Genomic DNA, 14,464 nt, shown 5'->3' on the forward strand with positions numbered 1-14,464 from the left:
TTTTCCCGTTAATAACTCTGAATGAGGGTTTGCATCTCAATTAGAGGGAAGTATTCCCGTAAATTAGACTGCTTCGAATTAAAAACATACAAAAAGGCTGTCCCATAAGCAGATCTCCTGCTTCCGGAACAGCCTTATCTTGCCGGCTTGGGTATTAACCCTTGTCCGGCATTATTTTTAAAAATCGATTAAGCCAAGGCTGATGAGCAAAGCGTCGTTCACCTTTTTCATCGTTTCCTCGTCCAAATGCGTGATTTTATCGGTTAATCTCTGTTTGTCGATCGTTCGGATTTGTTCCAGCAAAATTACGGAATCCCGGTCAAACCCGTGCGTAGCCGCTTCGATCTCGACATGCGTCGGCAGTTTCGCTTTCTGGATTTGCGCCGTAATGGCAGCAACGATCACCGTCGGGCTGAATCGGTTACCGATATCGTTCTGGATTATGAGCACCGGTCTTACCCCGCCCTGCTCAGAACCGACCACAGGGGAGAGGTCTGCAAAAAAAACGTCGCCGCGCTTTACGATCAATGATTACACCCCGCTTACTAGGCGGTCCAGAGTGATGTCTGCATCTTCCTCCGCATGGAATGCTTCAGAGGCCATGGATAAATTAATTTTTGCCATTTCCATATAGCCCCGCTGCATGGATTCCCGGATGAATCTCTTCTTCCGTTCGTTCAAGTACAGCTTCATGGCTTGCCTGATCAGCTCGCTGCGATTGGAGTTCTCCATCGCCACGATTCCATCCACTTCCTGCAAAAGATGATCCGGTAAACTAATCATAATTCTTTTGGTGTTTTGCATATTGGCCATCTTTAACTTCCACCCCCAAAACCTTGTCGCCCCAGTTTCCTTGATCTTATGTTTCAGTATAGCATTATTCAAGGAAATATATTCAAAGTAATATATGCCGTGAGTATATCAAGTATGCTGCATATCATTATAAACAAAAATGACTATGCCGTATATACCTGAACATTTCCATTGTTTATTGATTCGCTGTCCCGGCATAAATTCCTTCAAGTTCGAAAAAGATTTTGTAGTTTTTTGTCAAGGGCCCGATTTTGTTAGGTCAAAAGCGGGTTGACCAGGAAGACGGGTTCGCCGGAGCGCGCGTACGCCCGAGGCACCCGATGAGCCAGCATACAGATCAGTTCGTAGGGAATGGTTCCAAGTGCGGAAGCCAACTCGCCTGCGGTAATTATACCGCCGGACTGCTGGCCGATGAGCACAACCTCCTCGCCGGCTTGAATTTCTTCGGCTTCGTCAGCCAAAGGTTGTAATGACACCATACATTGGTCCATGCAGATCGTTCCGACGACAGGAACACGGCGTCCGCGTATTAATACTTGCGCCTTTCCGCCGAGCATCCGGGAATAACCGTCGGCATAGCCGATCGGCAACGTTGCAATCGATTCTTCCCGGCCGGTTACATATCTCGCCCCATAACTAACCGTGGAATGAGGGGGCAGCTTTTTCACCCTCACCACTTCCGTTTTTAAAGAAAGAATGGGACGAAGCTTGATACGGTCCTTCTTGACCTCCTCAGACGGATAAAGGCCGTATAAAGCGATACCGACTCTCACCATTTGGCAAGACAGCTCCGGTAAATCAATGGCTATGGCGCTGTTCCCCGTATGTATAATCGGGATTTGGAAACCATTTTCCCGCAGCGCGCCCGCCACGTCCTGAAAACGCCGATACTGCTCCAGTGTATAGCTCTTGTCTTCTTCGTCCGCAGTGGCAAAATGAGTGAACAAACCCTCAACCTCCACATGCGGAATTTCCATAACTCGACGAACAAACTCCACAGCCTCTGCTCCGGGCAACAGACCGAGACGGCCCATGCCGGAGTCGATTTTGATATGGACCTTTAGCTTGTGAGGGAAATTCGAAGCATCAAGCGCTTTGATCGCTTCCAGCACTTCTTCGCTGAACAAGGTCAGCGTAATATCGTGCTCCCACGCGGCAGCTAAACCGTGCGGAGGCGTGTAGCCCAGTACTAAAATCGGGAGCTTGATTCCGGCACGGCGCAATTCGAGCGCCTCGTCCAAAAAGGCGACGCTGAGATAATCCGCGCCATAACGTTCGAGTTCTCTGGCAATGATTACCGCTCCGTGTCCGTAAGCGTTAGCCTTGACACAGGCGAGAAATTTCATACCCGCCGGCAGCCCTTGCCGCAGCTCCGTGTAATTGGAATACAACGCGTCCAAATCAATAACCGCTTGGGTTGGTCGATACTTCACTTGCACTTCTAGGTCACCTTCTCTAATGATTGACAGTCCATATGTTCAAACCATGATTTTTCAAACAATACACTAATGGTAATGTCCCCGGGAGCGGCTGTCAAATCCGGGACAAGGCGTTGAATGAAGAAAGAGGCGAACAGACCGTTTCCGGAAAAAACGCTTTCCCGAAAAGCAGCCAATATTCGCCTGCCACAACTATTATTTACCCGTTTGCTCTTCCATAGAAGCGGCGATCTTCGCCATTTCGGTAACGGGAAGATTGTCGCTGGTGATGCTGAATTCCAGCCCGTCGACGGTCCAGGTCAATGTCTGCAGCTCGTCTCCGGTTAACAATCCGAAGGTAAATCCGAGATCCACGACCTGACCGGGGACCAATGAAGCCGTGCGATCCGGGGAACGGGTTTCCGTAAGCGTAAACTGATACGCCCCGCCATAACGCTGCATAACCATATAACGATCTTCATCCTCAAGAACTTTATCGTCCTGATAAGCTACCCCTTCAGGCAGATAACTCGGAATAATGACACCGAACGAATCGGTAAGAGCCGGAACCGTCTCGGCTTCTGTTCCCTCGTCCGCGGTGGCTGCCGAATCTTCGGCCATCGGATCGTTTTGGGATGCGTCAGCCGATTTTTCCACCAGCATGCCGTTTTCGTCCACCTCAAGCAAAGTTCCTTTCGCATCTTGGGCGGCCGCATCCAGATTATGCTGCATATCGAATGATTTCTCGTTGAATTTGGCGTCGAAATCAAACTTATCGAATTTCACCTCGACGACAACCTTGGCTTGCGAATCCGACACCTGCACCTGTTTTGGAGCATAGTTGTTTTTGTCCAGCCAGATCTTCTGGCGCACCAGCGCATGCGTATTGTAATTGGCGGCAACCTCGAACACGTAGCTGTCCTTGTCGCTCACGAATTGCCGGGAGCTGTCGCTGAGGATACTGCGAACCAGTGTTTGATACAAATACACCTGGCCTTGATTATCCGGCCAATCGCTCTGGAACCGGAAGCTTTTGTTGAGACTCGGCGTCAGCACATACACGCCTTGATCGTTTTTGAGAACGATCTGCGTGATGTCCTTTTCCTTGTTCGTAAGCGCGATCCGGTAATAAGATGGATGTTGATGCCACACCTCCACCTTGTACTCCTGGGGCTTCTCACCGGTATACAGTGTCATGGTGCCGGAGCCCTGATAGCTTTCCAATTTGTTAACGACTTTGTCCAAATCCTTGACGACGCCGGCGGCATCCTTTTTCCCGCATGCGGCAAGTACGATGCTTACTACCATCAAAATAGCCAGCATCCTAGCGATCCGACGCATGTGATCATCCCCTCTGCAGTTTGATTTCCTAAACTGATACATGTCTATGAGGGTACTTGGCCGATTATGCGGACTAGTTTGACGAGCCCCATTAGAAAAACTATGACAGCCTGATACGTTACGGTAATCACAAAACAAATCGAAGAAAGATCAGGAATACGGGACTTGATCGACCTAACGATTTTCCGTGGGACCTTTGCCGTCTTGACGTTCAGAAGGCTTGTGATATAGTAGTTCCATAATATTCGATCGACGTTGAAAAAGGGTAAGTAGACAGACATGCTGGAATTCCAGAGAGCCGGTGGCCGCTGTGAACCGGTATTCCGCGTTTGCTCGAATGGCCTTTGGAGTCGCTTGCCGAACCGTTGCTTCATCAGCTAACGAAATAGGCTCAGCCGGGGTTCCCGCCGTTATTAAGGGACAGTATCGAGACTTCTTTTGGATTTTGTTGAAGAGGCTCTCCGTACCGGAAGAGACGATCCCCTTTTATTCGCCGGGGATCAATTAAGGTGGTACCACGATAACTTCGTCCTTACATGGACGGAGTTTTTTTATTTTTTGAGGTTGTTATGAACCCGCATTTTAAGGAGGTGATGGCCGTGGACGATGGCTGGCGGTGGTGCAAACCGAGTCGTACATTTCAAAAACCAAGGAGGAACTATCATGAAACAACCATTCAAGGAACGCGTGCTGACCGGCGACCGGGTGACCGGGAAGCTTCACCTCGGCCATTATGCCGGCAGCCTGGAAAATCGGGTCAAGCTTCAAAGCCAATATGAAACCTTTATTCTGCTTGCGGACGTTCAGGCGCTGACGACCCATTTTGACCGGCCTGACGCGATCCGCAACCACCTTCGTCAAGTAACGCTCGATTACTTGGCGGTAGGAATAGATCCGGAGCAAGCGACGATTTTCGTCCAATCCATGGTTCCCGAGATCGCCGAATTGACCGTTTTCTTTTCCATGTTCGTCACGGTCAATACGCTCCGCCACAACCCGACGATCAAGGCGGAATCCAAGGATAGCAGCCTTGATGAGCTGTATTACGGCTTTCTCGGATATCCGGTCAGCCAGGCGGCGGACATCACCTTCTGCAAAGCGACGATCGTTCCCAGCGGCGATGACCAGCTGCCCCATCTGGAACTGGCCCGAAAGGTCGTTCGGCGGTTTAACGAGCTATATCGCCCCATATTTCCAGAGCCACGGGCGCTGATCAGCGAAATGCCCCGGCTTGTCGGTACGGACGGGAACGCCAAAATGAGCAAAAGCCTCGGCAACGCCATTGAATTGGATATTACCCGGCAGGAGCTGGAATATAAAATACGCAAAGCCACAACCGATCCGGCTCGAGTCCGGAAGCATGATCCCGGGCACCCGGACATTTGTCCGATTTATGCGTATCATAAAGTATTCAACAACGGGTCCGCTCCGGAATTAAAGGAAGCGTGCGAACGCGGGACGATCGGCTGCACCGAATGCAAGCACCTCCTTGTTACCGTGCTCCATCTGTTGCTGGAGCCGATGCGAGAGCGTCGGGCCCATTATGAGGGCAAACCCGCCGAGGTTGACGAAATTTTGATGGAAGGAACGAAAAAGGCCCGGGCGATCGCGAAAGAAACGCTAACCGAGGTTCGCGAAGCGATGGGACTGGATTATTTTCATAGGAAATAAAAAATCAAAAACGGTTGCGCCCCGTGGTATGGGCCAACCGTTTTTTTAATTATCTCAGTCTTCTTTTTCTCCGTCTCGGCCTTCTCTCCAACAGCAGAATTGCCAGCAGATCGAACAGCACCAGCGGCAATATTACCGGAGCGAAGGTCGCGTGCGCTTTGCTGCCCTTGCTGTGTACCGAGCCGGCTTTAAGATAAAGTTTGCCGTTGGCTACCTTTAAGACGGTACCGTACAGAACCGCGCCGGTTTTGGTTTTAATCCGAACCGGTTTGCCAACATATTTTCGAGCCTGTTTTGCCACTGCCAAGTCCCTCACCTCCCGTGGGTCATGACACAGTATACGTGCCTAACCTGGGGAGAGATTGGGCTTATGCCCCTCCTCAAGAGCGAATCGTCTTAATTTTGTGGTCCTTTTTTTGAATATACAATTCTCTTGATGCTTTCTCGAGAAAGACAGAAGGCATCGGCCAATTGGTCTATGGTGTGGCCCTCGCGAAACCTGCTGCGAATTTCCCGGTTCCGCTGCATTAAAAAATCTCTCGTCCCGGAATTCTCTCCCCACCTTTTACGAACCCCTTCACGATTGGGCACATAGATGACCTTTCCCTGGACGTACTTCTGCAGCTCTCTAAGCAAATGTTCCGGTAAGATGACTTCCGCTTTAACATATTTCATACCGCTTCCGCTCCTTAAATCAAAATGAGTTTAAGGGAGCAAAGCCGGCAGCCATCAACTATATTGTTCCGGCCGTGCCGGATAAAGAGCGATCGTTTAATTTAGCTCCATGCAAGTTATCGCCCCAGTCGATACTGCAGACTTTGCATGGAGCGTACCAAGTACGAAATCGATAACCCAAACCATCCTTGATCCTCCTTTCAAACATAAACCGAATGGCGCTTAAACCAACCCCTGCACATCCATTGTCTTCCATATCCGGGAAATAAGCAATTACAACTTTCACTATCTATTCTTATGACTCTTTCCGATTACGGCTCCTTTGGCAAAGATGCCCTTCCCAGCAGTAAAAACGGCAGCCCGAGTCCCACGGTTAAGGCGATGACCGCAAACACGAGCACCGCTCTGTCCACGCCAAGACCGTCCAGCAAAAATCCGCCCATCAACGGAGCGATGACATTGCCCAAGTTGTTGAAGCCGAACATCCCGAAATAGGTCCCCCTCAATTCAGGCTTCGCGATCCGGTCCACGAGCACATCCGTCATCGTAAACATCAGCACTTCGCCGACCGTAAACAGAACGACCCCGAGCATCATCGCCCAAATGTACGGCAAGGTCCCGAAGACGAGCATGCTGCAAGCGACGCATATATTGCCGGCAATCAGCGGCGCCATGGGAGAGAACCGGCTGGCGAATTTAACGAGCGGGTATTGCACGCTGAGCACGACGACCGCATTCAACGTCAGCATATAACCGAACCAGGTGGCCCCGTCCGAGATCCTCGGACTAAGCTCCAGGTACTGAGGCAGCGTGGAATCGAAATGTCCATAGCCGAGCACGCAGAAAATCATGCCGATCAACACGTACATGAAGGTGCGGTCCTTGCCGGTAACCCGAAGCGCCCCCGATAGCGTCAACCGGTCCGTGCTCTCCGGCTTCACGCCGCCGATATCTTTATGCTGCAGGAACTGGACGACGAGTACCGCGCCATAAAGGAAATAGACGAGTCCCGCAATGTAAAAAGCGGTTCCCGACTTGGACGTCCCCATCTGCAAGCCCAGAATCGGACCGGCGACGACGCCCAGATTGATCGCGGCATAGCGGAGATTAAATACAAGGAGCTTGCTCTCCTTTGGCGTAATATCCGCAAGCAGAGCCCGTGACGTCGGTTCGAACATCGATCTGCAAAGCCCGTTCAGCGCGTTGATCACGAAAAAGAGCCAAATCCGGTCCGCAACCGCGAAGCCCGCAAAAACGAGCGTCCAGCCGAAAATCGAGACGAACAGCACTTTTTTCCGTCCAATGACGTCCGAGATATACCCGCCGTAAAAACTTGCGAACACGCCGACCAGCGAGCTGGCCGCGACGACGATCCCGGCCTCGGAAGGCGAAGCGCCCAATTTTCCGATCAAATATATCGAAAGAAAGGGAATGCTCATTGAAGTGGCCATCCGGCCGAAAATGGTACCGACGATAATTGTCCATGATAAAGGATGAATGTCGCTTAGTTTTGCTTTCATCTGCAAAGACCTTCCTGAATCTAAAATTTACAAAACCATTCGACTATTTAAACCGACAACCTTCTTAGTGTCAAGAAAAAAGTCCAACGCCCTCCGTTTCTTTCGAAACATGGAGGAAGGCATTGGACAAGGGGGAACGTTATTCATTACCGCGATTGCTGTAGCCGGGTTTGCACCGTGGTCGCGATAGTTTTGCTTGCGCCGGACGTCTGCCGGTCACGACTTACTTTCATTTTTTCCTGTAAAATATCCTGAAAGCTTATGGACGTTTCTTTCCCGTCATTCTTCTTCGCCATATTTGCCGCCGTCGCTCTTGAATACTGGGAGTGGAATGGCATGGGCCTATGAACGCTCAGATTCATGTCATGACTCCTTTGCAAAAAGAGATGGATTGCAGCCGGCCCATGATGGCGGTGAATCGATAAGCAATGCCGGCACCCTCTCTTTTACCCTCTTTCCTCCCAAATCCAAACACTTTCGGTTCAAAACAGGAATAAAGCTTCATAGGTTTGGGGCGTCCGTCGCAGCCCGGGGTCCATACCTTATTTTTTTGCGGGTATAACGATCTGGACCGTTGTGCCGATCCCGGGTCCGCTTCCGATCGTCACGCCGTAGTCCTGTCCAAAATGAAGCTGGATCCGGCTGTGCACGTTCCGGATGCCGAGGCCGGTGTTGAGTCCCTCCAAAGGATCGAAAATTTGCCGGATCCGTTCCCGCGGCATGCCGATGCCGTCATCGATAATTTTGAAAACGATACGGTCGCCTTCCTTTCTGCCGACGACGCGGATATGAATCGGACTGCCGAACCAGCCGTGCTCGAGCGAATTCTCGATGAAAGGCTGCAGTATCAGCTTAACCGTAACAAACCGGGTAATCGCCGGATCGATATCGTAAAAAACGGAGACCGATTCCCCGAATTTGGTCGTCTGAATGTTCATGTATGCCTGGACTTGCTCCAGCTCGCTGCGGATCGGAATCAGCGTTCTCCCTTCATTGAGGGACAAACGGTAAAACTTCGCCAGATCGAGCACCATCCGCTGCAGCTTGTCGACTTCGCCGAACTGGGCCAGCCTGCTGATCGAAGACAGCGTATTATAAAGGAAGTGCGGATTGATCTGGGCTTGAAGCGATTCCAGTTCGGCTTCCTTTTTCTCGATTTGGGTCACGTACACCTGCTCGATCAGCCTGTCGATGTTCTGGCCCATTTCGTTCAGGGCCGATGCGATTTGGGAAAACTCGTCCTTCCCGCGGTAGCCCATCCTTTTGCGTAAATCTCCCTCACGAAACGCGTTGAGTACGAACACGATTTTGTTCATCCGGATGGAGAAATAGCGGGAAATAAACATGCCCACAAACGTAAACACGATCAGGCACAGCATACAAATCAGAATGAGGAACATCCGCACCTTCCGCGAATCTTGTTCCATCACCGTCAGAGGAACATACGCCTCAAGCCGCCATGACTGGTTTCCGACGGATTCCCGGATGATCAGGTATTCGGTGTCCTGTATTCCCTCTTCCGGTACATTCCCTGACCGGTATAGTTGTCTTCCATACTCATCCTTGACGATCAACGCGCTGCCGTTCCCGATTTTCGTATAATCCACGGCCTGAAACAGTTCCGCGGTTCTCACGCTGATCCGCATAAATCCGAGTTCCTTCAGCTCGGGCGGATTTTGATAATCCACCAGTCTGCGCAGCAAAGATATGCGGTTATACTCGAAATCACGCTCGACCCTTTGCCACAGCAACGTACTTCCGAACACCTCGGGGGGAAAGTCGGTATACCACGCCTTCGCCTCGATTCTTTTCAAATGGTATATATTATAGTTCCCTTCCAGAAGATCGGGCCGCTCCTGCTCGAACGAGCCGTAATATCTTTCGGGAATCGTATCGTTCGCAAGAAACAAGAACATCGAAATGTTCATGGCCGTTGAATTCAGCGCGATCGAAAATTTGGGCATGACCACGTTGATGGTCTGATCGTAATTCTCCCATCCTTTTTCATAATTTCTAAGCTGGGTGATCAAGGAATAATCGTCGTAAAGCATCGAGGAAATCCGTTCCGCGTCCGACAATTTATATTCAATGTTATCCTTTATCTGCTTGAGCGTTCCTTGCATGTTGCTTCTCGTCTGGCCACGGATCGATTCCTGGTACATCGCATGCGAGAAATAGCCGATGGCGATCACGGGAAGAATGACGAACACCATATAGGTGAGCATCAGCTTATACCCAAACGGAATAAAACGTCCCTTTACTCCCATTTGCGATATTCCATCGGGGTCATGCCGTACATTTCTTTGAATTGCCTGCTGAAATACGGAAGGTAACGATAGCCGACCTGGTCGGCAACCTCGTAAATTTTCGCGGTCGGATTTTTCAAAAGTTCCCTTGCCCGCTCCATGCGCATGTTGATCAGCATCTCGCTAAAATTGAGACCCATCTCCTCTTTAAACAGATGACCCAGATAATTCGGCGAAAAAGCGAATTGTTCCGCAATATCCTTCAGCGTTATATTCTCTCTCATTCTCATCCGCATCGTCTCCAATATATCGCGTATGAGCCGGCTGTTCCTGCCTTCTTGATGGCTTTGGACCTGCAGATGGGTCTTCCCTTCGTTCTTCCGGCGTTCGCCTCCCCGCGGATTTCCCTCCCGTTTAAGTTCTTCGGTGATGCCTTGCAGGGAAGAGATCAGTTCCTCGTCGGCCATCGGCTTTAACACATAGTTGAACGCCCGCAAGGATAATGCCTCTTTTACGTAATTGAAGTCCTGGTAACCGCTTACAAAAACAATTTTGACATTTTCCTTCTTTTTGATGGCCATCCTGGCCAGCTCAAGTCCCGACATATTCGGCATATTCACATCGGTCACCAAAATATCGATCGTTACCCTTTCCAGCACCTCGCAAGCCATAAACCCGTTGTTTACGGCGCCAACCACTTCGAGTCCAAGCTCGGACCACGGAATGAACCGTTTCATCCCTTCCAGATCAAGCTGCTCGTCATCGGCCAACAACACTTTGTACATGGTTGAATCCCCCTTCCAGGATAGACTCTTAATCCAAGTATAGCTCCCACCTTTTTTCCTGAACAGGTAGAATATCTTCTAATCTCCGGCATCGCCATTGCACCCCGAGGATGCGGAAAACAAGGGCCCGATCGTGCCGGACCCTTGTTTTTATTCGCATTACTGACCGTTGATAATCGCTTTATTTTCGTTCCACTTTTTCGTAAAGGACTCCAGCGTCTTCTCAAAGCCGGCAGCCATCGTATCGTCGTAAGCCTTATCCAGCATCGCGAGCGCCTCGGCATCGTCCTTCGCGAACAGGGTCTGCGCCCGGACCTGCAGCCAGATATCTCTGGCGCGCTGGAAGGCGATCCCTTCCTCGCTATCCGGATTCGGCGTCATATTGACGAACTCCGTTGCATCTCCTTGCGTTTTCCAGGTGATTTGGTACTGCCAGTACGTCGCCCAGTTACGCTCGTTTTCGGCCAGCGTGGATTCGTATTTCCCTTTCGTATCGTCCGCGAATACGGTGTTGCCGACCCACATCAACGGGTCCATAAACTTCTGGTATTCGGCCAGTTTGTCTTTCTGCGTCGCGTACTTCTCGGTAAATTTCGGCGTATACCCGTCAGCTTCATAACCTTGCCAGTATTCGCCTTCCACGCCCCAGAACTGCAGCGTCGTTCCTTGCGGACCGGTCCACCAGTCGAGGAAAGCGAAGACGGCTTCCGGATCTTTGGCGCTTGTCGTGATGACGGCCGCGTTCCAGCCCAGCTTGTTGTATGTGCCCGGATAAATTTTGTTCTTGTCGAGCCCTTCCTTATGAATCGGCCAAACCATGAAATATCCGAGGTTCGGATCGTTCGGATCTTTCTTTCTGACCTCGGTGTCCGCGGCCATCGCATAAACGGTCGGGTTCGCCGAAGCATATACCGCCACGCGGCCGTTTAGCAGCTTCTCGTCCACCTGATCCCGGGTTTGCGTCATCGCGTCCTGGGTCATCAAGCCTTCGCGGAATAATTTGGCCGCGTAAACGACGGATTCCCGGAAAGGCTCATCCTTGTATATCGATTTGAAGCTGTCTCCTTCCGGTACCGCATAAAACCGGGTGAAGCCGAGATTATCCTCCTTGAAGGCGGAATAAAGTTGGTCTAGACCGTGTCCTTCCGCCGCAAGATCGGTTTCGAACGGAATGACGTCCGGATATTTTTCTTTGACTTGTTTCAAATAGTTATAGAGATCGTCGGTCGTTTCAAGCTTCGGCGACCCGAGCTCGGTGTATATTTTTTTGTTCACGACCCAGCCTGCGTTTCCATTCGGCCGATTCGTGTACCAGTTCGGGAACTGATACAGTTTGCCGTCCGGCGAACGAAGCATATTCATCGCTTTCGGATCCAGCCATTTTTTCAGGTTCGGATATTTATCGATATAATCGTCGAGCGGAACGAGCAGGCCCGCCTCGCGAAGACGCTCGACATCGGTGCCGCGTTCGCCCCAAACGATATCCGGCAGGTCGCCGGAGGCGATCATCGTATTGAGCTTTTGAGCGGCGTTACCGCCGTTCGGCACTTCGTTGACCGTGATTTTCATGTTGTCCTGAACCCATTTGGTCGTCGGATCTTCGCCCCACTTCGGCATCGTGTACCAGTCGTAATTGCCGAACAGCGTAATGTTGAGCGGCTCTTTCCCAAGCTCATACAACTTCGGTCCCTCCGGCGCTGCTTCGGAGGCCTGGGGTTCCGCGGCATTTCCGCCGTTGCCTGCAGGCTGTGCGTTATTGCTGTTTTTCCCGCTACAGCCGGCCATCAGCGCAGCCACCATCATTGCCGATAAAACGATACCCAGCCATCTTCTCCTCTTCATCATAGACCTGCTTCCCCTTTCAAAATCCAATGTTTTAAATATATGGTTAAAGCGAATGCTCTACACCCGTCGGTGATGACCTCCCTAAGGAGTAAGCTACTCTTTCAAAGAACCTACCAAAACGCCCTTCACAAAATACTTCTGCACAAACGGATACACGCAAATGATTGGAAGCGTTGCCACAATCATCGTCGCCATGGAAAGCGATTTGCTCGTCACCGTCTTCGCTCTTTGCAAATGGGCCAGCGAAGCCGCATCCAGCGACCCGGCCTGGTCGGACACGATATTGGAGAGCAGGATTTGCCGCAATATCGTTTGGATCGGGTACAAGTTCTGATCGGAGATGTAAATCCCCGCCAGGAACCATTCGTTCCAGTGCGAAACCGCGGTAAACAGCGCCAGCGTGGCGATGACGGGCCCGGACAACGGAAGGACGACCCGGAACAACGTGCCCCAGTTGCCGCATCCGTCGATTTTTGCGGACTCCTCAAGACCTGCCGGAAGCCCTTGGAAAAACGTTTTGAAAATGATCATGTTCCAAACCCCGATCAGCCCGGGGATGATAAACACCCAGAACGAATTCATCAATCCCAGGTTCCGGATTAACAGAAACGAGGGAATCTGCCCGCCGCTGAAATACATCGTAATGATGCACATGACCATGTAATATTTGCGCCCCATCAATTCGCGTCTCGACATCCCGTAGGAAAAAACCGCCGTGCATAATATCGCGCTTGCCGTACCGATCACGGTCCGGAGCACCGAAACGATGAAGCCGCTCATGAGCCGGTCATCTTCGAAGACGATTTTGTAATTTTCCAGGGTAAATACCCGCGGCCAGAGCGTGACTCCGCCCTTGGACGTATCCAAGCCCTGATTGAATGAAACGACTAGCGCGTTAAGAAAAGGGTAAAGTGTCGAGACAGCCAACAAAATCAAAAAGATATAAATAAATCCGACCATGATGCGGTCTCCGAAGGTGTCCTTCATGCCTCGTTAGCCTCCTATCGATAAATTACGGTTTTCGCTGCTGCCATTTACCACAAACTGTTGCCCGATCTTCGCGCGATGAAATTCGCCATGGTCAGAAGCCCGACGCTGACCACCGCCTTGAACACGCCGACGGCCGTCGCATAGGAATAACGGTAGTTATCGATACCGACCCGCACCACATAGGTATCAAGGACATCGGAGACATCCCGGATCGCCGGATTGGCGGCAAGGATCAAAATATCCTCGAAGCCCGCGCTGAGCAGGTTCCCGATGGCCAGAATCATGAAAATACTGACAACGGGCATAATGGATGGAAGCGTAATGAGATAGATTTGCTTGAATCGGCTCGCTCCGTCTATGGAAGCGGCTTCATAAGTATTCGGATCAACGCCCGCGATCGCCGCGAGGTATACGATAGAACCAAACCCGATCTCCTTCCACACATTGGTGGTTACGAGAATCCCCCAGAAATATTCGGGCAGTGACAGGAAATTGATGGGTTTGTCGATAAAATTCAGCTTCTCCAGCAGCATATTTACGCTTCCGTTATCCACGGCAAGCATCGAACTGACAAGCCCTCCCAAAATGACCCAGGACATAAAGTGAGGCAAATAGGTAATTGTCTGAACCACCCGTTTGAAAAACATTTTTCGGACCTCGTTGAGCATAAGCGCCAAGAGAATCGGGGCCGGAAACCCGATGAAAAACTTGAGCAGGCTGATGACGATCGTGTTCCTCATGACGGTCCAAAATTCCGGGGAATTGAAAAAATAAGCAAAATGCTTCATCCCCACCCAGGGACTGCTGGAAAAGCTCCTGCCGATTTTGTAATCCTGAAAGGCGATCAAAATGCCGTACATCGGAATGTAGCTAAAAATGAAAATCAGGATAAGAGCAGGAATCACCATGAGCTGAAGATCGATTTGCTTGATGAATCGGGCCAGTCCCCTTTGCTTGACGGGTGCCCTTGATACCGGATTTTTAACGGATAGCTGCGTCATATTCCGTTCCTCCCACCGTTTTACATTGTCTATCATTTATTCTAAGGAAACCGATGCCCCCTTGCTATCTGCTCAAACAACGAAAAATGATACTATTCAACAAGAGTTATTCATCATTACATCCATCCCGAAATTGTTGTAATATAAGGCAAGTGCGAA

Annotated in this window: 14 protein-coding genes and 1 other annotated feature; of the genes, 1 reads left to right on the forward strand and 13 read right to left on the reverse strand. The window is 50.7% G+C overall.

Annotated elements, in window-relative coordinates:
• Positions 1-177: 177 nt before the first annotated feature.
• The 4 genes from ACSFXJ_RS20195 to ACSFXJ_RS20210 form a co-directional block, all read right to left on the reverse strand.
• On the reverse strand, positions 178-528 hold the full coding sequence (locus tag ACSFXJ_RS20195) for a type II toxin-antitoxin system PemK/MazF family toxin (protein ID WP_435922148.1): 351 nt from the start codon (positions 526-528) through the stop codon (positions 178-180).
• A 3-nt stretch (positions 529-531) separates the two neighbouring features.
• Entirely contained in the window at positions 532-813 is a 282-nt protein-coding gene (locus ACSFXJ_RS20200; RefSeq protein WP_435922149.1) for a CopG family ribbon-helix-helix protein, read from the reverse strand.
• A gap of 254 nt (positions 814-1,067) precedes the next feature.
• Entirely contained in the window at positions 1,068-2,252 is a 1,185-nt protein-coding gene (gene alr, locus ACSFXJ_RS20205) for an alanine racemase (protein ID WP_435922150.1), read from the reverse strand.
• Between the two features lie 195 nt (positions 2,253-2,447).
• On the reverse strand, positions 2,448-3,572 hold the full coding sequence (locus ACSFXJ_RS20210) for a LolA family protein (protein ID WP_435922151.1): 1,125 nt from the start codon (positions 3,570-3,572) through the stop codon (positions 2,448-2,450).
• Between the two features lie 246 nt (positions 3,573-3,818).
• Positions 3,819-4,109 (forward strand) — a binding site (T-box leader).
• 126 nt (positions 4,110-4,235) lie between these two features.
• On the opposite strand from ACSFXJ_RS20210, the gene trpS reads away from it, so the two are divergent.
• A complete protein-coding gene (gene trpS / locus ACSFXJ_RS20215; RefSeq protein ID WP_435922152.1) occupies positions 4,236-5,243 on the forward strand; it encodes a tryptophan--tRNA ligase in 1,008 nt (335 codons plus the stop codon).
• Between the two features lie 49 nt (positions 5,244-5,292).
• Here trpS and ACSFXJ_RS20220 read toward each other — a convergent pair whose 3' ends face one another.
• From ACSFXJ_RS20220 to ACSFXJ_RS20260, 9 genes are all read right to left on the reverse strand, one after another.
• Complete coding sequence (locus ACSFXJ_RS20220) at positions 5,293-5,544, reverse strand: hypothetical protein (RefSeq protein WP_435925820.1); 252 nt, start codon at positions 5,542-5,544, stop codon at positions 5,293-5,295.
• Positions 5,545-5,639: 95 nt separating this feature from the next.
• Entirely contained in the window at positions 5,640-5,918 is a 279-nt protein-coding gene (locus ACSFXJ_RS20225; protein ID WP_435922153.1) for a CD3324 family protein, read from the reverse strand.
• Between the two features lie 311 nt (positions 5,919-6,229).
• Positions 6,230-7,438 (reverse strand): MDR family MFS transporter, encoded by a 1,209-nt coding sequence (locus tag ACSFXJ_RS20230; RefSeq protein WP_435922154.1) that lies wholly within the window; start codon positions 7,436-7,438, stop codon positions 6,230-6,232.
• Between the two features lie 146 nt (positions 7,439-7,584).
• Positions 7,585-7,800, reverse strand: coding sequence for a hypothetical protein (locus ACSFXJ_RS20235; RefSeq protein ID WP_435922155.1), 216 nt, complete (start codon positions 7,798-7,800; stop codon positions 7,585-7,587).
• Positions 7,801-7,980: 180 nt separating this feature from the next.
• On the reverse strand, positions 7,981-9,705 hold the full coding sequence (locus tag ACSFXJ_RS20240; protein ID WP_435922156.1) for a sensor histidine kinase: 1,725 nt from the start codon (positions 9,703-9,705) through the stop codon (positions 7,981-7,983).
• A complete protein-coding gene (locus tag ACSFXJ_RS20245) occupies positions 9,696-10,469 on the reverse strand; it encodes a response regulator transcription factor (RefSeq protein ID WP_435922157.1) in 774 nt (257 codons plus the stop codon). Before ACSFXJ_RS20245 ends, ACSFXJ_RS20240 begins: the two co-directional genes overlap by 10 nt.
• A gap of 159 nt (positions 10,470-10,628) precedes the next feature.
• On the reverse strand, positions 10,629-12,314 hold the full coding sequence (locus tag ACSFXJ_RS20250; RefSeq protein ID WP_435922158.1) for an extracellular solute-binding protein: 1,686 nt from the start codon (positions 12,312-12,314) through the stop codon (positions 10,629-10,631).
• Positions 12,315-12,407: 93 nt separating this feature from the next.
• Positions 12,408-13,301 (reverse strand): carbohydrate ABC transporter permease, encoded by an 894-nt coding sequence (locus ACSFXJ_RS20255; RefSeq protein ID WP_435922159.1) that lies wholly within the window; start codon positions 13,299-13,301, stop codon positions 12,408-12,410.
• Between the two features lie 47 nt (positions 13,302-13,348).
• The gene (locus tag ACSFXJ_RS20260; RefSeq protein ID WP_435922160.1) at positions 13,349-14,305 is read right to left on the reverse strand and encodes an ABC transporter permease; all 957 of its coding nucleotides are present in this window, start codon (positions 14,303-14,305) and stop codon (positions 13,349-13,351) included.
• Positions 14,306-14,464 lie beyond the last annotated feature (159 nt).

It is taken from the genome of Paenibacillus salivarius (assembly GCF_051307165.1).
GTDB lineage: Bacteria > Bacillota > Bacilli > Paenibacillales > Paenibacillaceae > Fontibacillus.